The organism is Pseudomonas kulmbachensis (assembly GCF_963681935.1).
GTDB classification, from domain to species: domain Bacteria; phylum Pseudomonadota; class Gammaproteobacteria; order Pseudomonadales; family Pseudomonadaceae; genus Aquipseudomonas; species Aquipseudomonas kulmbachensis.
Genome location: NZ_OY817088.1, coordinates 1617550 through 1635765 on the forward strand (window position 1 = coordinate 1617550; position 18216 = coordinate 1635765).

An 18216-nucleotide genomic window follows, 5' to 3' on the forward strand; every position below is an offset into this window, starting at 1 on the left:
TCATTTTGATTGGCGGTGGCCGAACGCGACGGGGCAAACCTCGGCGGCGGGTGCTGGCAGTGTTTTAGAAAGGTTAGCAACATGCGCGTCCTGATTGCCGAGAACGACTACCCGCTCTACACCCAACTTTTGCAACGCATGGCACCGGATCTCGAGGTGCAGTCCAGCGGCGACTCCGAGCAACTGTCGCGCATGGCTGGCGAGTGCCCGGTATGGCTTGGCCAGCCGGACTTGTTGGCGACACTGATGCGACAGGGGCACAAGCCTCAATGGTTGCAGTCGACCTGGGCGGGGATCACTCCGTTATTGGCCCAAGGCCTGAATCGTGATTATCGGCTGACCCGTGCGGTAGGTATTTTTGGCCAGGTAATGGCCGAATACGTTTTGACTTACATGCTCGGCCACGAGCGTGAAGTCATGGCCCGGCTGGTCAGCCAGGTCGAACGCAAGTGGGACAACCGCATGGGCCAGAGCCTGATAGGGCGCAAGGTACTGATTGTCGGGGCCGGGGATATAGGTCAGACGGTGGCGCAGTTTCTGCTGCCCTTTGGTGTCGAGCTGTATGCCATCGCCAATACCCCGCGTGAACTGGCGCCTTTCAAGGAAGTCGGGGTGTTAAGCGACTTGCCGCGTCTGGTGGCGCAGGTGGATTACGTGATCAATCTGCTGCCAAATACCCCGGACACCCATGATGTGTACGATGCAGAGTTGTTTGCGCAATTCAATCCGAATGCGGTGTTTATCAATGCCGGGCGCGGCGTAGCCGTGGTCGATGCCGATCTGGTCGAGGCTTTGCGAGTGGGGCATCTGGCGGGGGCGGTGATCGACGTGTGCCGTCAGGAGCCATTGCCGGCCAAGCATCCGTTCTGGACGGCCTGGGGCCTGCTGCTGACCGGTCACAGCTCGGCGCCGACTTCACCGCCAATGATGGTGCAGTTGTTTGTCGACAACTTGCGTGCGTTTCAGGCGGGCGAAGCGCTGCGTGGCGAAGTGGACTTCGATCGAGGGTATTGAAACCGCTAGCTATGTGTAGCCGCTGTCGCAGGCTGCGATCCTGCTCTAAAAGCGAAGGTCCTGCGGACCTTATCGCAACCTGCGGTAGCGGCTACAAGACTTGCATTTACAGGCTGAAATCGCCTTCAGCCACCAGCTTGCTCAGCGGTTCGCGCTGGCTTGGTACTTCCTTGGCTTGCAGGTAGTCCACCAGGCTCGACTTGTCGCCGATTTTGCCGATGGCGACCATGGCTTGTACCGCGTAACCCTCGGGGATTTTCAGCTCCTTGCGCGCCCGTTCGAAATCCAGGCCGCTCATACCGTGGGTATGCCAGCCGCTCAGGTGCGCTTGCAGTGCCAGGTGACCCCAGGCTGCGCCTGCGTCAAAGGCGTGGGTCGGCGCGGGTTTTTCTTCGGTGGTGCCCGGTGCGGCGAAGGTGGTTTTGGAAACAATCACCACCAATGCGGCCGCATGCTTGGCCCAACCCTGGTTGAATTCCACCAGCAGGTTCAGGTAGCGGTCAAAGTCCGGAGTACCGCGCAGGGCGAACAGAAAGCGCCAGGGTTGTGCGTTGTAGGCCGACGGAGCCCAGCGAGCAGCTTCAAAAAAGCTCATCAGAGTGGCTTTGTCGATGGTCGCATCAGTAAAAGCACGGGGCGACCAACGCTGGGTGAATTGCTCATGGATTTGGTGTTCGGCAATGCGGTTAGAAGCTGGCATTCGATTTTCCTGAGTTGAATTTTCAGGCACAAAGCTACTGTTAAGCCCTTAATGTGACAAGTCCAGTTACACCGTCAGTCACTAGCGCTTGGCCCGCGGGGCCTTGGGCACTAGACTGGCGGCCTTTTCCACTCCCTGATGTTGATGTTTGAGCCATGGCCGCAATAGTTGAACCGTTCTGGATCCGCAAGACCCTCGATCAACTTGATCAAGAGGAATGGGAGTCGCTGTGCGACGGCTGCGGGTTGTGCTGTTTGCAAAAGCTCGAAGATGAAGACGACAACAGCGTTTACTACACGCGTATCGCCTGCAAGCTGCTCGATCTGAAAACCTGTCAGTGCACTGACTATCCTAACCGTCGTGATTCAGTTCCGGACTGCATTCAGCTGTCGCCGGGCAAGGCCGAAGAGTTCAAGTGGTTGCCGCCGACCTGCGGTTACCGGCTGGTGAGCGAACGCAAGGATTTGCCGCTCTGGCACCATTTGGTCTGCGGCGACCCGGACGCGGTGCACCATGAACGCATTTCGCAGTCCGGGCGCATGCTCGCCGAAGGCAGCGTGCCGGAAGACGACTGGGAAGATCATCTGATTTTCCGCGCCGGTTAAGTGCCGGAGCGGTTGCCAAGGAGTGAATATGCCGCTGCGTTACAAATTGCCCCTGGGCCTGCTGCTATTGCTGGCCAGTGGCCCGCTGTGGGCTGCGCAAAAAGTCGATCTGAACTACCACGTACGCCTGTTGCCGCAAAGCGATCAGGCTGAGGTGCGGCTGACCCTGGCTGAGGGTTCGGCCGTGCGCAGCCTGGATTTTGATCTCGGGGCGCCGGGCAGATACAGCGATTTCAAGGCGGACGGGCAATGGCAACTGACCGCCGACCCGGCCCATAGTCGCGGCTTGTGGCGGCCCGCGCCGGGCAAGGCCAATCTGAGCTATCGCGTGCGTTTGAGCCAGCCGCGCAAAAACGGCACGTTTGACGCCCGCATTACCCCCGATTGGGCATTGTTTCGCGGCGAAGAGCTGATCCCGCCCGCCAACCTTGATCAGCAGGACGGCGTCGAACTGGTGTCACGCCTTGAGTTCGAATTGCCCAAAGGCTGGAAAAGTGTTGAAACCGCCTGGCCGCGTATTGGCAAAAATCGCTTCCGTATCGATGATGTCTCGCGGCTGTTCGACCGGCCCACCGGGTGGATGCTCGCGGGCAACCTGGGTAGCCGCCGTACCACTATGGGCGAAACCGAAGTCACGGTGAGCGCACCCAAAGGGCAGGGCATGCACCGCATGGATGTGCTGACCCTGTTGACGTTTGTCTGGCCGCAAGTGCAGGCCGTGTTCCCGCGCAACCCGCCCAAGCTGCTGATTGTCGGGGCGGGCAGACCGATGTGGAAAGGCAGTGCGGCGGGGCGCAACTCGATCTACCTGTACAGCGGCTTGCCGCTGGTCAGCGAGAGCGGCACCAGCCCGTTGTTGCGCGAAGTGGTGCAGTTGTTCAGTGGCATCAATGACGAGCCGGGCCATGACTGGATCGGCGAAGGCCTGAGCGAGTACTACGGCATTGAACTGATGCGTCGCGCAGGGGGCATGAGTGACGAGCGTTACCAGACCTTGCAACACAAGCTCAATGCTGCTGGTAAAAGCGTTACCCACCTGCGCGGCCAGCAGGCAGGCCCGGCTGTGGTGGCTAGGGCTGTCACGCTGTTGCAGGCGCTGGACCGTGAAATTCGTTTACAGACCCACAACAAGCGCTCGCTGGATGACGTCAGCCAGGCCCTGATGCGCATGGACAAGGTCAATACCCAGAGTTTTATCCAACTGAGCGAAAGCGTGCTCGGCGGCCCCTCCGAGGTGCTGGACACGCCGTTGCTGCGCTGATGTTGTAGCAGCTGCCGAGGAACGAAGGCTGCGTTCGGCGACGCAGTCGTCGTAAAACCATCCAATGCGGTGCTTCAGACAAACCGTGCCTACTGGGTTTACGACGACTGCGTCGCCGAACGCAGCCTCGTTCCTTCGGCAGCTGCGGATTCCCCCCTCCTGCTTCTTTACGCCTTCTTTACGCCCCCGCATCCCTCTCGATCTCGATCCTTTACGCCCTGATTACCCACACTCTCTCCATACGCGGCAAGTGCCGCTTTGGGAGAGTTGCCATGGGCGTTCTGGATGGAGTGTCGCTGCTGCTGGCAGTGGCGCTGTTCGTTTATCTGCTGGTTGCGCTGTTGCGCGCAGATCGGAACTAGGAGCGGGTATGCACAGTTATGACTATGGGCTGATCCTCGCCTTTTTCGCCTTGGTGCTGCTACCGGCACCCTGGCTGGGGCGCTTTTACTACAAAGTGATGGAAGGCCAGCGTACCTGGCTGAGCCCGGTGTTCGGGCCGGTCGAAAAAGTTTGCTATCGAATTGCCGGGGTAGACCCGGCGACCGAGCAAAGCTGGCAGAAATACACCCTGGCCCTGCTGGCCTTTAACCTGACGGGTTTTGTGCTGTTGTTTGCAATTGTGCTGTTTCAGCAGTACTTGCCGCTTAACCCGCAGCAGTTGCCGGGGCAGGAGTGGACGCAAGCCTTCAACACCGCAGTGAGTTTTGTCACCAATACCAACTGGCAAAGCTACAGCGGTGAAGCGAGCCTGAGCTACTTCAGCCAAATGGCCGGCCTGACCGTGCAGAACTTTGTCAGCGCCGCCACCGGTCTGGCCGTGCTGGTCGCGTTATGCCGCGGTATCAGCCGTCGTTCGGCGCACACCTTGGGCAACTTCTGGGTCGATATGACCCGTGCCACGCTCTACGGCCTGCTGCCGTTGTGTCTGGTATTGGCGCTGTTTCTGGTCTGGCAGGGCGTTCCGCAAACCTTCGCCCATTACGTCAACGCTGTGACCTTGCAAGGCGTGGATCAAGTGATTCCGCTGGGCCCGGCTGCCAGCCAGATTGCGATCAAGCAACTGGGCACCAACGGTGGCGGCTTCTTCGGCGTCAACTCAGCGCACCCGTTCGAGAACCCGAGCGCCTGGAGCAACCTGTTTGAAATGGCCTCGATCATTCTGATCCCGGTGGCGCTGGTGTTCACCTTCGGCCATTACGTCAAGGATCTGCGTCAGAGCCGGGCGATCATTGCCTGCATGCTGGCGCTGTTCCTGATCGGCGGCGGCACCGCGCTGTACGCCGAATATCAACCGAACCCGGCGCTCAACAGCCCGCTGGTTGAACAGACTGCACCGCTGGAAGGCAAGGAAGTGCGCTTCGGCACCACCGGCACAGTGCTCTGGACCGAAACCACGACTTCGGCTTCCAACGGTTCGGTGAACGGGATGCACGACAGCCTCAACCCACTGACCGGGATGGTGGCGCTGGTCAACATGATGGTTGGTGAGGTGATCTTCGGCGGCGTTGGTGCCGGGCTCTACGGCATGTTGCTGAACGTGTTGGTCGCGGTGTTCCTTGCCGGTCTGATGATCGGCCGCACCCCGGAATACCTCGGTAAAAAGCTCCAGGCCAAGGAAGTCCAGTTGCTGGTGGTGACCCTGCTGGTGATGCCAGTGGGCGTGCTGGTGCTGGGTTCGATTGCCGCCGTGCTGCCCAGTGCCGCGGCCTCGGTGAGCAACCCCGGCCCGCACGGTTTCAGTCAGGTGCTGTACGCCTTCACCTCGGCCAGTGCCAACAACGGCTCAGCCTTTGCCGGGCTCAACGCCAACACGCCGTTCTACAACCTGATGTTGGGCCTGGGCATGTTGATCGGGCGTTTCGGCTACATCCTGCCAGTGCTGGCTCTGGCGGGCAGCCTGGCGCTGAAGAAAACCGCACCGATTGGCCAGGACAGTTTTCCGACCCACGGCCCGCTGTTTGTCGCGCTGTTGACCGTAACCATTTTGCTGGTGGGCGGCCTGACCTTCTTGCCGACATTGGCCCTGGGCCCCATCGCCGAACAACTGACACTGGGCTTCTGAGGAGACGATGATGACTATGCCTGCTCCTGTTTCAAAGTTGACGCCAACGCCTGAAGCCAAGGCGCCCGAGTCGCCGAAAACCTCGTTTGCCGATATTTGGCGCCCGGCGCTGCTGCAAGCTTTCGTCAAGCTAGACCCGCGTCAGCTCAAGCGTTCGCCGGTGATGCTGGTGGTCGAGCTGACCGCGATTTTTACCACTGTGCTGTGCTTTATTCCCGAGCCCGCGGTGCCCACTGGGGTAGCGGTGCAAATCGCCTTGTGGTTGTGGTTTACCGTGTTATTCGCCAACTTTGCTGAAGCCCTGGCCGAGGGCCGAGGCAAAGCTCGGGCCGACAGCCTCAAGGCGGGCAGCGTGGGCCTGAGTGCGCGTCGGCGCACCGCTACGGGTGGCTTTGAAGTCGTACCGGCCACCCGTTTGCGCAAGGGTGATGTGGTGCGCGTCGAGGCGGGGGAGATGATCCCCGGCGACGGCGAGGTGATTGAAGGGATTGCCGCGGTCAACGAAGCGGCGATTACCGGTGAATCCGCGCCGGTGATCCGCGAGTCGGGCGGTGATCGCTCGGCGGTGACCGGCAACACGCGTCTGGTGAGTGACTGGCTGCTGGTGCAAATCAGTGCCAACCCCGGCGAGTCGACCCTGGACCGCATGATCGCCTTGGTCGAAGGCGCCAAACGCCAGAAAACACCCAACGAAGTGGCGCTGGATATCCTGTTGATTGGCTTGACCCTGATCTTTTTGATCGTGGTCGTGACCTTGCAGCCTTTTGCCTACTTCGCCGGTGGCAGCTTGCCGTTGGTGTTTTTGGTGGCGCTGCTGGTGACGTTGATCCCGACCACCATTGGCGGCTTGCTGTCGGCCATCGGTATTGCCGGGATGGACCGTCTGGTGCGCCTCAACGTGATCGCCAAATCCGGACGTGCGGTGGAGGCGGCCGGTGATGTGCATGTGCTGATGCTCGACAAGACCGGCACCATCACTTTTGGTAACCGTCGCTGCACGGCGCTGTATGCAACCACTGGTGTGACTGCCAAAGAGCTGGCCGAAGGCGCGCTGCGCGCCTCGCTGGCGGACGAGACGGCTGAAGGCAAGTCCATCGTTGAGTTTATTCGCGGCCAGCACAGCCTGCCCGAGTTGCCAGTGTCTGACTTTACAGCGGTGCCGTTTACCGCTGAAACGCGCCTGTCGGGTATCGACTACGACGGCCGGGTGTACCGCAAGGGCGCTGTGGATTCGGTGTTGGCGTTTGTTGGCCTTACACGTGGCGAACTGCTGCCTGCCTTGTCGCGAGAAATCGACAAGATCGCCCAGAGCGGCGGCACCCCGTTGCTGGTGTGTGCCCAGGGCAAATTGTTAGGCGCGATCCACCTCAAGGACGTTGTTAAACCGGGGATTCGCGAGCGCTTTGCCGAGTTGCGCAAGCTGGGGATTCGCACCGTGATGGTGACTGGCGACAACCCTCTGACCGCCGCCGCAATTGCCGCAGAAGCGGGTGTGGATGACGTGCTGGCCGAAGCCACGCCGGAGAAAAAACTGGCGCGTATTCGTCATGAGCAAAATGACGGGCGACTGGTTGCCATGTGCGGCGATGGCGCCAACGACGCTCCGGCATTGGCCCAGGCTGACGTCGGCATGGCGATGAACGACGGCACCCAAGCGGCACGCGAAGCGGCGAATATGGTCGACCTCGACAGCGATCCGACCAAGCTGCTGGACGTGGTGCAAATCGGCAAAGAGCTGCTGGTGACCCGGGGTGCATTGACCACCTTCTCGATTGCCAACGACGTGGCCAAGTACTTTGCTGTTCTGCCAGCGCTGTTTGCTTCGATCTACCCGCAGTTGGGCGTGCTGAACGTGATGCGCCTGAGCAGCCCGCAGAGTGCGATTTTGTCGGCCATCGTGTTTAACGCGCTGATTATCGTGGTGCTGATTCCGTTGGCGCTGCGCGGGGTACGGGTACAGGCGGCGAGTGCCGCGCACCTGCTGCGTCGTAATCTGCTGATCTATGGCGTGGGTGGGCTGGTGGTGCCGTTTGTGGGGATCAAACTGATCGACATGCTGCTCACCGCGTTGCATCTGGTTTAAGCATTGGAGGGTTACACCATGACTACTTTTCTACGTCCGGCCCTGAGCCTGATGCTATTGATGACCGCCATTACCGGCGTGATCTACCCGCTGACCGTGACCGGGATTGCGCAACTGGCCTTCCCTGAACAGGCCAACGGCAGCCTGGTGCGCGACAGCACTGGCAAGGTACTGGGTTCGGCGTTGATCGCGCAGGACTTCAGTGGCGACAGCTGGTTTCATCCACGGCCCTCTGCGGGGGCGTTTGCCACGGTAGCCAGTTCGGCGAGTAACATGGCGCCGAGCAACCCGGCGCTGGCTGCACGGGTCAAGGATAGCGCCGCCCAGCTCGCGGTGCCCGATCAGGGCCCAGTGCCCCTGGCGCTGCTGACCACCTCGGGCAGCGGGTTGGACCCGCACTTGCCACCAGAGGCAATACGCTATCAACTGGTGCGCGTAGCCGCAGCCCGTAACTTGCCGGTGCAGACCGTCGAACAACTGGTGGAAAAACATATCGAGCAGCCGTTGGTGGGGCCACCGGTGGTTAACGTGTTGCTGTTGAACCAGGCATTGGCGCAGCTTAACAACTGACTTCAAGCTTGACCTTGATCTTGTGGGAGCGAGCTTGCTCGCGATGCAGGCCGCGCGGTGAATCAGAGTGACCGCGTAGCTGCCATCGCGAGCAAGCCCGCTCCCACAGGTCATGCCTCCCCCTGATTTACAGGAAAATCACATGAGTCATTCCGTGCGCGCCGATGCGCTGTTAGCTGATTTGCCACGCGCAGGCCGTGGTCGGCTTAAAGTGTTCCTTGGCGCGGCACCCGGTGTGGGCAAAACCTACGCCATGCTGCAAGCCGCCCACACCCAACTGCGTCAGGGTGTGGAGGTATTGGCGGGGGTGGTTGAAACCCATGGCCGGGCGGAGACCGAAGCGCTGCTCAACGGTTTGCCCCAGCAACCAATGTTGCGCTCGGAATATCGCGGCGTGCAGCTCGAAGAAATGGACCTCGACGGTTTGCTCGCGGCCAAACCCACGCTGGTACTGGTCGATGAGCTGGCCCACAGCAACGCTCCCGGTAGCCGGCATGCCAAGCGCTGGCAGGATGTGCAGGAACTGCTTGCCGCCGGAATCGACGTGTACACCACGGTCAACGTCCAGCATCTGGAGAGCCTTAACGATCAGGTGCGCGGTATTACCGGTGTGCAAGTGCGTGAAACCCTGCCGGACTGGATCGTGCAGGAAGCTTACGAGCTGTTGCTGATCGACCTGCCTCCCCGTGAACTGCTGGAGCGTCTGCGCGAGGGCAAGGTGTATGTGCCGGAGCAGGCGCGGGCGGCGATCGATGCGTTTTTCAGCCAGACTAACCTCAACGCCCTGCGCGAATTGGCCATGCAGACGGCGGCGGTGTATGTCGACGATGAACTGGACAAAGGCTACCGCCAGCAGGGGCAATCGGCGCCTGCACTGCGGGGCCGCTTGCTGGTGGGGATCGATGGCGATGTGCATGCCGAGCGCCTGGTGCGTCACGCCAGCCGGGTCGCGGAGCGTCGGCATTTACCCTGGAGCCTGGTGCATGTCGATAACGGCACGGTGCGCGATGAGCAATCGCGCTTGCGCCTGCAGAGTGCTCAGCAATTGGCTGAGCGCCTTGGCGGCGAAGTGGTGTTGCTGCGTGCCGGTGAAGTGGCCAAAACCCTGATCCAGCACGCCAGCGAACGTCGTGCCAGCTTGCTGCTGGTCGGCCAGTCACGGTTGACCTGGCGCCGCCGCGTGTTCGGTGGCGGGCTGGCAGCGCGCTTGTTGCGCGATGCCCACGGTCTGGAAATCAACGTGCTCGACAACGAGCAATCCCCCACGCCAACCAGCAGTCGCAGTGAAATCAGGCTGGTGTGGTTTGACTATGGCCTGGCGCTGATTGCCACGGTACTGGCCAGTGCACTGGCGTGGGGGGTGTCCAGCGTGCTGGCGCTGCCCAATATCTCGCTGGTGTTTCTGGCGGCGGTGCTGCTGGTCGCGGTTCGCAGCAGCCTGGGGCCATCGCTGGCCTGTGCGGCGATGTCGTTTTTGGCCTATGACTTCCTGTTTATTCCGCCCAATTTCTCGTTCAGCATTCAGCGCGAAGAAGATGTACTGACGTTGGTGTTCTTTCTGCTGATGGCGGCGCTGACCGGTAATCTGGCGGCTCGCCAGCGTCGGCAGTTGCAGGCTCTGCGCGACACCCAGCATGAAACCACCGAGCTGCTCGATCTGTCGCGCAAGCTCACTGCCGCCACCGACCGCAAAGCCGTGGTCAATGCTGCCGGGCAACATTTGAGCGGCTGGAAAGAGCTTGATGTGTGCCTGCTCAATCGTAATGACGCGGGTGGCTGGGACGTCGAAACGGGTGGCCCATTACAGTTTTCCGAAGCCGAGCGCGCTGCTGCGGACTGGGCTTGGGCCCATGACCAGCCTGCGGGCAAGGGCACCGGCACGTTACCGATGGGGCGTTGGTGGTGGTGGCCGATAAGCGCCGAGGAGGGGCCGCTGGCCTTGCTCGGCGTATGCCCGAAACAGGGGCAGCAGCTTGTCGGTCAGCGTCGGCGCTTGCTTATGGCGCTGAGCCAGCCCCTGGCCCAGGCATTGGCCCGTGCGCGTTTGGTCCAAGACCTTGAAGCTGCGCGCCTGCATGGCGAAACCGAGCAGTTGCGCAGTGCGCTGCTGGCGTCGGTGTCCCATGACCTGCGGACCCCGTTGACCACCATGCGCGGCAGTATCGACACCTTGCTGGCGTTGGGCGAAGCGATCCCTTTGGCTGACCGGCGCGATTTGCTTGAAGGCACCCGCGATGAGGCCGAGCGTCTGGATCGTTATATCCAGAACCTTTTAGACATGACCCGGCTAGGCCACGGCGCATTGAAGCTGGCCCGCGACTGGGTATCGCCGGCCGACATTGCGGGCAGCGCCTTGAACCGTCTGCGGGCAGTGCTGGCGCCCTTGCAGGTGGCTGTGGATGTGCCTGCGCAATTGCCGCTGCTGCACGTGCACGGCGCATTAATTGAGCAGGCGCTGGTCAATGTGTTGGAAAACGCCGCGCGTTTTTCACCACCTCATGGCCAATTGCAACTGTCGGCCGGGGCGGACGAGGGGGAACTGTGGTTTGCCGTCAGTGACCAAGGGCCGGGCATCCCCGAAGAAGATCGGGCGCGGATTTTCGACATGTTCTACACCGCTGCCCGAGGCGATAGAGGCGGACAGGGCACGGGATTGGGGCTGGCAATCTGCCTGGGCATGGTGGGTGCCCATGGTGGGCGGATCACTGTTGGCGAGGGCATTGGCGGGCAGGGCACATGCATCACCTTGTACCTGCCGTTACGCGATCAGCCCGACCTGGACAATGAAGGGCCGGACGGTGAACAGTGATAATCTTTGGCCATCACTTTGCTGCGAAAAGATGCCATGAGCCAGAGCGCGACCATTTTGGTCATCGACGACGAGCCGCAGATCCGTAAGTTCTTGCGGATCAGCCTGGTGTCCCAGGGTTACACCGTGCTGGAAGCCGCGACCGGTGCCGAAGGCTTGAGCCAGGCGGCGCTTAAGCGCCCCGATGTGCTGGTACTGGATCTGGGCTTGCCGGACATGGACGGGCAACAGGTGCTGCGTGAATTTCGCGAATGGTCCAACGTGCCGGTGCTGGTGCTCTCGGTACGCGCCAGCGAAGCGCAAAAAGTCCAGGCGCTGGACGGCGGGGCCAACGACTACGTGACCAAACCCTTCGGGATTCAGGAATTTCTGGCGCGGATTCGGGCGTTGCTGCGTCAGGCTCCTGCCGGGGAGGCACAGGAGTCGGCGCTGGAGCTTGGCCCGTTGATCGTGGACCTGGCCTTTCGCCGGGTGTTGCTCGATGGCGTCGAGGTGGCACTGACTCGCAAGGAGTATGCGGTGCTGGCGCAATTGGCGCGCCATCCCGGGCGCGTCGTCACTCAGCAGCAATTGCTCAAGGATATCTGGGGGCCGACCCATATCGAGAACAGCCATTACTTGCGGATCGTCGTTGCGCATTTGCGTCAGAAGCTGGCGGATGATCCGACCCGGCCCCGGTTTATCGCCACCGAAGCCGGGGTCGGTTATCGGTTGCTGGAGCCGTCTTCGCTTTCGTAACGGTCCAGAGTGTCTTTGGCAATCTGGCGCCCAAGAGCGATCAGCTCCGGGGCTTTATAAAACTCGAAGAATCGGCACACGCGCTTGGGTACGTTGATCAGGATGTCGGGCGGGTAACCGGCAATCTTGTATTGCGCCAATGAGGTTTGCATCACCTCGAAACTCTGGTTGATCAAGTCCAGCAGTGAGGCCGGGCCGACGTTGTCGATGATAAATGAGCCGGTCGCGGACTTGGGCGAACCTTCCCCAGTGGGCTTTCGCGCCGGTTGGGTTGATTCAAGCCAGGGGTTGGTCGGCTCCTGTTCCAGGGGCTCGCTCAACGGATTGAGCAGTTCCTGCTCCAGGTTGAGCAGTTGCTCGGCGTGTTTGTTGCGAAACGGTATGTGCGAGCCCAGCGAGCTCATCAGGTTGTCAAAGCGCCCTTTAAAGGCCGCAGGCCGCTGGATGACGGGCAGTTGGTAGTTGCTCTGGTTGGTTGAATTGAGGTTGACCGCAACGATCAGGTCGCAATGGCTGGAGACCACCGGCACGATAGGCAAAGGGTTCAGCAGGCCGCCATCGACCAGCATGCGGTTGCCTTGCATCACTGGTGTGAAGAGGCTGGGAATGGCCGCCGAGGCGCGCATGGCCTGGTGCAGGCAGCCTTCCTGAAACCAGATTTCCTGCTGATGGGTAAGGTCGGTGGCCACGGCGGTGTACGGAATGCGCAGGTCTTCGATATTGATTTCGCCGACGATATTGCGGATTTGGCCGAAGACTTTCTCGCCGCGAATCGCGCCCAGCCGAAAGCTGACGTCCACCAGGCGCAGTACATCGAGATAGTCCAGGCTTTGAATCCAGTCGCGGTACAGATCAAGCTTGCCGGCAGCGTAAATCCCGCCCACCACGGCGCCCATGGAGCAACCGGCGATACAGGCAATGTCATAGCCGCGGCTTTCAAGCTCTTCAATCACGCCAATATGGGCATAGCCCCGGGCGCCACCGGAGCCCAATACCAATGCAATACGTTTTTTCATGAACCGAACCTTCGCACTGACAAGTGCCCACAATGCCTTTTTGTGAGGCTCAGTGACAGCTTTGAGGATGAACTCGTATCCTCAAGCTAGGCTAGGTACGTAATGTTGTTCTTTTAAATTGGTGGGAGCGAGCCTGCTCGCCAAGGTCGTCAGCGATACCGCGTGCTTATTGGTTAACTGCGGTGTCTTGATGCCTTCACGAGCAGGCTCGCTCCCACACATCACTCGATCGATAGAACAGCAATGAGGCAAGGTGAAAGGTTTTTTTGATCTTTGCGTTGTGGCACTTTTATGCGGGTTGCTCGTCAGAGACTGCACTGAACTTTAATTTCCGAGGGAAACACCATGAAAGCATGGATTTGTGTGCCGTTGATTGCGCTGGCGTTGGCAGGTTGTGCGGGAACTAAAGCTTACCGCGACACGTGCGCAACGAATCTGGACGCGGCCTGGCATGAGCTGGATCTGGCCAAGGCTGAAGGCTTTGCAGGTACGGTCAGCTACTCCAAGGCTTTGTCCTTGCTGACCGCAGCTAAAACTCAGCAGCAATTTGAAGCGTTTGAGGGCTGTACGATTAAATCCCAGAAAGCACGTTTCTATATTCGTGAGTCCCGCGCCGGTCGTTGAGCCGTATCGGCAATGAAGGAGGGTAAGGATGTCTGAGCTGGTTGACCGGATAGTTGTAAACATTGTGCGTCTGGAGGTCAGGTTGCTGGCCTGCCAGGCGCGTCTGGCGGCCGACACGGACCCGGAGGCCCTGCATGACCTGCGCACCACAGTGCGCCGTTTGCGCAGCCTGTTGCGGCCACTGCGTGGTTTGCCGGGTGTGGTGCAGCTGGAGATGTCAGCCTCCCAAGTGGGCGCCCTGACCACGCCCTTGCGCGACCTTGAAGTGCTGGCGGCGCATTTGCAGGAGCAAGGCTATCCGATGCAGGCACAAAGGCGCGTGGATCAGTTGTCTGGCAGTTATGCCCTGGTGGCCGACAGTGAACAGTTGGCGCAACTGCTGATGATCCTCGACGTGTTCCCGCGTTTTCTGCGTGCCGCACAACGTGAAGGCATGCTGCGCGGTTTGCGCCAGCGGATCGAAAAGGTGCTGAAAAAGCAGTGGCAAACCCTGGAAAAAGCCCTCAATGATCCGGGCCACGATCGCCATCGCGTCAGGCTGCTGATCAAGCGTGTGCGCTACGCGGCTGAGGCTTATCCTGAGCTGGACCAATTGCCGCCGCTGGTTTTGGCCCGCCTTAAAGTTGCACAAAAGGCGCTGGGTGAATGGCACGATGCTTGGCAATGGCTGCTGCAGGCCGGGCAACAGGCCGATTTACAACCCTGTGTGGCGAAATGGCAGGCCACCCTTGAGCACGGAGAAAAACGGGCTGACAAGGCGCTGATAAAATTGACTGCAGCGTGCTTTCACTCCTGATGTTTGGCCGATACAGCACTGTTCACAGTCAGGTGGATGGGTAGTATTCCGTCATGTTTTTCTGTTTTTGAGGTGCTCATGCAGTTTTCCGAATTGGTTGCGGCGGTACGTAAGACGCCACTGGACGTGACAATCCCGGCAGACTGGGGCCAGGGACGTGCCAGCTTCGGTGGCTTGGTGGTGGCCTTGCAGTACGAGGCCATGCGCGCCCAAATCTCTGTAGAGCGTGCGCTACGTTCGCTGGCGGTGAGTTTTGTCGGCCCGGTGGCAGCGGATGTGCCGATCCGATTTGAAGTCGAGGTGCTGCGCGAGGGCAAGGCCGTCAGCCAGGTATTGGGCCGCGCTATACAGGACGGTCAAGTGGTGACCTTGGTACAAGGCAGTTTTGGCGCGGCACGGGAGTCAGCGGTGAGCGTCGACAGCGTGCCCGCCCCTGAGATGAAAGCCCCGGCAGAGTGCCCGTTGTTGCCCTACATCAAGGGCGTTACCCCTGAATTCATGCGGCATATGTCCATGGCCTGGGCTGTCGGTGCTCTGCCTTTCACCGGTCGCGGAACGCGAGAAATGGGCGGTTGGGTACGTCTAGCCGGTGAGGTCCCGGACGAACCCCTGACTGAAACCCATTTGCTGGCACTGGTCGATACCTGGCCACCTGCTCTGCTGCCGCTGCTGAACAAGCCGACTGCAGGCAGCACGCTTACCTGGACCATCGAGTTCGTGCAGCCGCTGCCCACGGCCAGCACCCTGGAGTGGTGCAAATACCTGGCCGTCATCGAACATGCCCGTGACGGTTACGGCCACGTGGCGGCCAATCTGTGGGCTCCTAGTGGTGAGCTTATTGCGATCAGCCGCCAGACAGTGGCTGTGTTTGGTTGATCAGAACTTTTCGCTGTTGCGCGGCGCGGCTTCGAGCTTGCGGCCCTGGTGTTGCAGAACCAGCGCCGCAAACAAGGCAACCAGGCCGATCACTGCGCTCGTTGCGTTCTCACTGAACACCCCCGAAACCAGCAGCAGAAAGGCTATCACCAGCATCGGCATGGCGATCAGATTGATCGCCTGATGCGTGGTGCTCTGATGGCTCTGTGGGTTGGAGCGCCATTGCCAGGCCGGTATGTTTGGATGACGTTTGCCCATGATTGCTCTCCTTGTTCGAGGGCTCAGCCTTGGCTGAACCGGATAAACAAAGGATAGAGCTGCGAGTCGCGTGCGGCGAATCAACAATGGCTATTGGCCTTATAGCTGAATGCCTATAGCTTTAATTGACCAATGGCCCGGTTCAATTCACCGGCCAGTGTTGCCAGTTGATTGCTGGTAGTGGCCGAATCAACCGTCTGTTGCACGGTGTTTTCGGTGACATCGCGGATGCTCACCACCGCCCGGTTCATCTCTTCCGCGACTTGGCTTTGCTGTTCGGCAGCTACGGCAATCTGGGTGTTGCTTTCGCGCATTTGTGCCACTGCGTGGGTGATCTCGGCCAGTGCCGCACCTGCTTCCTGGGCCTGCTGTACGCAGTCGTCGGCCTTGAATGAGCTTTCCTGCATAAAGTCCACGGCGTCGCGGGTGCCCGCCTGCAAGGCCGAGACCATCGTGGTGATTTCGTCGGTGGAGGTTTGCACCCGCTTGGCCAGGTTCCGCACTTCATCGGCGACTACGGCAAAGCCACGGCCCATCTCGCCTGCGCGAGCGGCCTCAATCGCTGCGTTCAATGCCAGCAGGTTGGTCTGTTCGGCGATGCTGTGGATCACACTGACCACGCTGTTGATCTTTTGGCTGTCCTGCGCCAGTTGTTGAATCATCTCGGCGGTGGTTTGCACCCCGGTCGACAGGCTGGCGATGGATTGCTGGACCCGGCTGACTACTTTCTGCCCGCTGCCGGCCAGGTCATCTGCGGTTTGTGACAGGTCGCGGGTGGCGCCAGCGTGTTGCGCAATGTGGTAGACCGTGGCCGACATCTCATTGATTGCGGTGGCGGCCTGGTCGGTCTCGCTTTGCTGGCCGAGCATGCCGTGGCGCACCTCATCCATGCTGCTGGCCAGGCGCGCGGCACCAGCGTCCAGTTGCGCGGCGGTCTCGGCTACGGTGTTGACTACCCGCTGATAGCCAGCCTGCATGGCGTTAAAGGCACTGGCCATTTGTCCGACTTCATCGGTACAGGCCAAAGGCACCCTGGCTGACAGGTCGCCGGTTTTCTCGACATGCAGCATCACGTCCTTGAGCGTATTGAGCTGGCTGAGGAGGAAGCGGATCAGCAACTGCGAGGCGCACAGCATGGCCAGCATCAGGATCAGCACCGCAGCCGCATAGTTGGGCAGCCGCTCGACAAACACTTGCGCCAGGCTTGGCGTATACGCCAGAACCGCGATTTTTTGTCCGTCGTCGCGGGTCAGCACATCGGCGCCCAACAACAGGTCGCGACCCAGCAGCGGCATGGAGTTGATCGAAACCCAGCCGTGGGCGTTGTTTAGCTGAGGCAGGGGTTGCTGGTTGATGTTGGGGGTTTGTCCCGGTTCAAGGCGCAACAAGTGTTTGGCTTCAGGCAAAGCCTGCCCGGCGGGCCAGGCTCTGAGCAGTTGCGCCTGCTCCTGGGCGTTGACCTGCGCGGCGTGACTGCGCGATTGCTGCTCAAGCTGCACGGCGTACAGCACCAGCAGCAGCGTGGTGACAAAGGCCACCGCGTTGACGGCCCAGAATTTGTATTTAAGCGAGATGTTGCTAAGCCAGGTACCCATGGGAGGTCTTCTCTGATTTGGCGCAAACAATATTGGCAAGGTGCCATCATTGTGCCGCTATTCAGTGACGATCTTGTTGATGTGGGTCAAGGATGCAAAAAATACGCTGAGATCTCCGTAGCAGCTGCCGAAGGAACGAGGCTGCGTTCGAGCGCGCAGCGCTCGCGAAATCAGACCCTGCGGTGTGCAAGTCACACCCAGCTCTCTGGGTTTACGACTGCTACGCAGCCGAACGCAGCCTCGTTCCTGCGGCAGCTGCTAGGTGATATTTGGTTGCTACGCAATATTGGCCAGTACCGGCAACCCATAAAACGCCCGCGCGCAGGCGGTAGTGTGGGCGGCCAGGTCCTGCTCGCTTTCGCTTCGATGTACCGCCACTTCACGCAGTACGTCGGTCAGGTAGGCCGGCTCGTTGCGACCATTTTTCGGTTTGGGCCGCAGGGTACGCGGCAGCAGGTAGGGCGCGTCGCTTTCGAGCATCAGGCGCCCGCGTGGGATGTCACGCACCAGCGGATGCAAGTGGGTGCCACGACGCTCGTCGCAAATCCAGCCGGTAATGCCGATATGCAGGTCCTGATCGAGGTAGCTGAACAGCGCCTTTTTTTCGCCGGTAAAGCAATGCACAACTGCCGCTGGCAAGCGGTCGCGGAAGTCACGAAGGATTTCCAGCAGACGCTGGCTGGCGTCGCGCTCATGCAGAAAAACCGGCAATTGCAGGTCCACCGCCATCGCCAGGTGTTCTTCCAGTACTTTCTCTTGCTGGGCCCGGGGCGAGAAGTCGCGGTTGAAATCCAGGCCGCACTCACCGACGGCGCATACACCGGGTTCCTTGAGCAAGGCGAGCAACTGCCGGGCGCTGTCGCCGTTCCAGTCACTGGCCGAGTGCGGGTGAATACCTGCGGTGGAGAACAGCCGCTGGCCGCTTTCATCCAGCTCGCGGCACAGTTGCAAGGCCAGTTCACTGCCGTCAACGCTGGTGCCGGTGAGGACCAATTGGCAAACCCCGGCCGCGTACGCACGGTCCAGCACGGCCTGGTGTTTGCCGTCGAAGCTTGGGTTAGTCAGGTTGACGCCGATATCGATGAGTTGCATGGTGCTACCTCAGGCCACAGGCCGTGAAGCATATCAGAGCTGTAGATTTAATAAGAAAAACCAAGAACTACAGACAGTTATGGTTGTCTTTGAATGCCGCAACAACGCAATGCC

Annotated in this window: 17 protein-coding genes; 12 read left to right on the forward strand and 5 right to left on the reverse strand. The window is 60.3% G+C overall.

The window, feature by feature from the left end:
* The first annotated feature begins 81 nt into the window (after positions 1-81).
* Complete coding sequence (locus tag U5A05_RS07545; protein WP_261741497.1) at positions 82-1014, forward strand: D-2-hydroxyacid dehydrogenase; 933 nt, start codon at positions 82-84, stop codon at positions 1012-1014.
* Positions 1015-1120: 106 nt separating this feature from the next.
* Here U5A05_RS07545 and U5A05_RS07550 read toward each other — a convergent pair whose 3' ends face one another.
* Positions 1121-1714: a nitroreductase family protein gene (locus tag U5A05_RS07550; RefSeq protein ID WP_261741498.1), complete on the reverse strand. Its 594-nt coding sequence runs from the start codon at positions 1712-1714 to the stop codon at positions 1121-1123.
* 155 nt (positions 1715-1869) lie between these two features.
* On the opposite strand from U5A05_RS07550, the gene U5A05_RS07555 reads away from it, so the two are divergent.
* From U5A05_RS07555 to U5A05_RS07590, 8 genes are all read left to right on the forward strand, one after another.
* Positions 1870-2319 (forward strand): YcgN family cysteine cluster protein, encoded by a 450-nt coding sequence (locus U5A05_RS07555; RefSeq protein ID WP_016780096.1) that lies wholly within the window; start codon positions 1870-1872, stop codon positions 2317-2319.
* A 28-nt stretch (positions 2320-2347) separates the two neighbouring features.
* The gene (locus U5A05_RS07560) at positions 2348-3580 is read left to right on the forward strand and encodes a hypothetical protein (protein WP_321836049.1); all 1233 of its coding nucleotides are present in this window, start codon (positions 2348-2350) and stop codon (positions 3578-3580) included.
* 272 nt (positions 3581-3852) lie between these two features.
* Complete coding sequence (kdpF, locus tag U5A05_RS07565; RefSeq protein ID WP_048358668.1) at positions 3853-3942, forward strand: K(+)-transporting ATPase subunit F; 90 nt, start codon at positions 3853-3855, stop codon at positions 3940-3942.
* Between the two features lie 8 nt (positions 3943-3950).
* Positions 3951-5645 (forward strand): potassium-transporting ATPase subunit KdpA, encoded by a 1695-nt coding sequence (kdpA, locus tag U5A05_RS07570; RefSeq protein ID WP_261741500.1) that lies wholly within the window; start codon positions 3951-3953, stop codon positions 5643-5645.
* Positions 5646-5655: 10 nt separating this feature from the next.
* Entirely contained in the window at positions 5656-7728 is a 2073-nt protein-coding gene (gene kdpB, locus U5A05_RS07575; protein WP_261741501.1) for a potassium-transporting ATPase subunit KdpB, read from the forward strand.
* 18 nt (positions 7729-7746) lie between these two features.
* Positions 7747-8298: a potassium-transporting ATPase subunit KdpC gene (gene kdpC / locus U5A05_RS07580; RefSeq protein WP_321836050.1), complete on the forward strand. Its 552-nt coding sequence runs from the start codon at positions 7747-7749 to the stop codon at positions 8296-8298.
* A 142-nt stretch (positions 8299-8440) separates the two neighbouring features.
* Complete coding sequence (locus tag U5A05_RS07585; RefSeq protein WP_261741503.1) at positions 8441-11107, forward strand: sensor histidine kinase; 2667 nt, start codon at positions 8441-8443, stop codon at positions 11105-11107.
* A gap of 36 nt (positions 11108-11143) precedes the next feature.
* On the forward strand, positions 11144-11845 hold the full coding sequence (locus U5A05_RS07590; protein WP_321836051.1) for a response regulator: 702 nt from the start codon (positions 11144-11146) through the stop codon (positions 11843-11845).
* Here U5A05_RS07590 and U5A05_RS07595 read toward each other — a convergent pair.
* Complete coding sequence (locus U5A05_RS07595; RefSeq protein ID WP_321836052.1) at positions 11812-12861, reverse strand: patatin-like phospholipase family protein; 1050 nt, start codon at positions 12859-12861, stop codon at positions 11812-11814. The two genes, U5A05_RS07590 and U5A05_RS07595, sit on opposite strands and share 34 nt — an antisense overlap.
* Positions 12862-13206: 345 nt before the next feature.
* On the opposite strand from U5A05_RS07595, the gene U5A05_RS07600 reads away from it, so the two are divergent.
* From U5A05_RS07600 to U5A05_RS07610, 3 genes are all read left to right on the forward strand, one after another.
* On the forward strand, positions 13207-13485 hold the full coding sequence (locus U5A05_RS07600) for a hypothetical protein (RefSeq protein ID WP_261741506.1): 279 nt from the start codon (positions 13207-13209) through the stop codon (positions 13483-13485).
* A 28-nt stretch (positions 13486-13513) separates the two neighbouring features.
* Complete coding sequence (locus U5A05_RS07605) at positions 13514-14281, forward strand: CHAD domain-containing protein (protein WP_261741507.1); 768 nt, start codon at positions 13514-13516, stop codon at positions 14279-14281.
* Between the two features lie 78 nt (positions 14282-14359).
* A complete protein-coding gene (locus U5A05_RS07610) occupies positions 14360-15157 on the forward strand; it encodes an acyl-CoA thioesterase (RefSeq protein WP_261741508.1) in 798 nt (265 codons plus the stop codon).
* Here U5A05_RS07610 and U5A05_RS07615 read toward each other — a convergent pair whose 3' ends face one another.
* From U5A05_RS07615 to U5A05_RS07625, 3 genes are all read right to left on the reverse strand, one after another.
* Complete coding sequence (locus U5A05_RS07615) at positions 15158-15415, reverse strand: terminase (RefSeq protein WP_321836053.1); 258 nt, start codon at positions 15413-15415, stop codon at positions 15158-15160.
* A 113-nt stretch (positions 15416-15528) separates the two neighbouring features.
* Positions 15529-17010: a methyl-accepting chemotaxis protein gene (locus tag U5A05_RS07620; protein ID WP_321836054.1), complete on the reverse strand. Its 1482-nt coding sequence runs from the start codon at positions 17008-17010 to the stop codon at positions 15529-15531.
* 276 nt (positions 17011-17286) lie between these two features.
* Complete coding sequence (locus U5A05_RS07625; RefSeq protein WP_261741511.1) at positions 17287-18102, reverse strand: TatD family hydrolase; 816 nt, start codon at positions 18100-18102, stop codon at positions 17287-17289.
* Positions 18103-18216 lie beyond the last annotated feature (114 nt).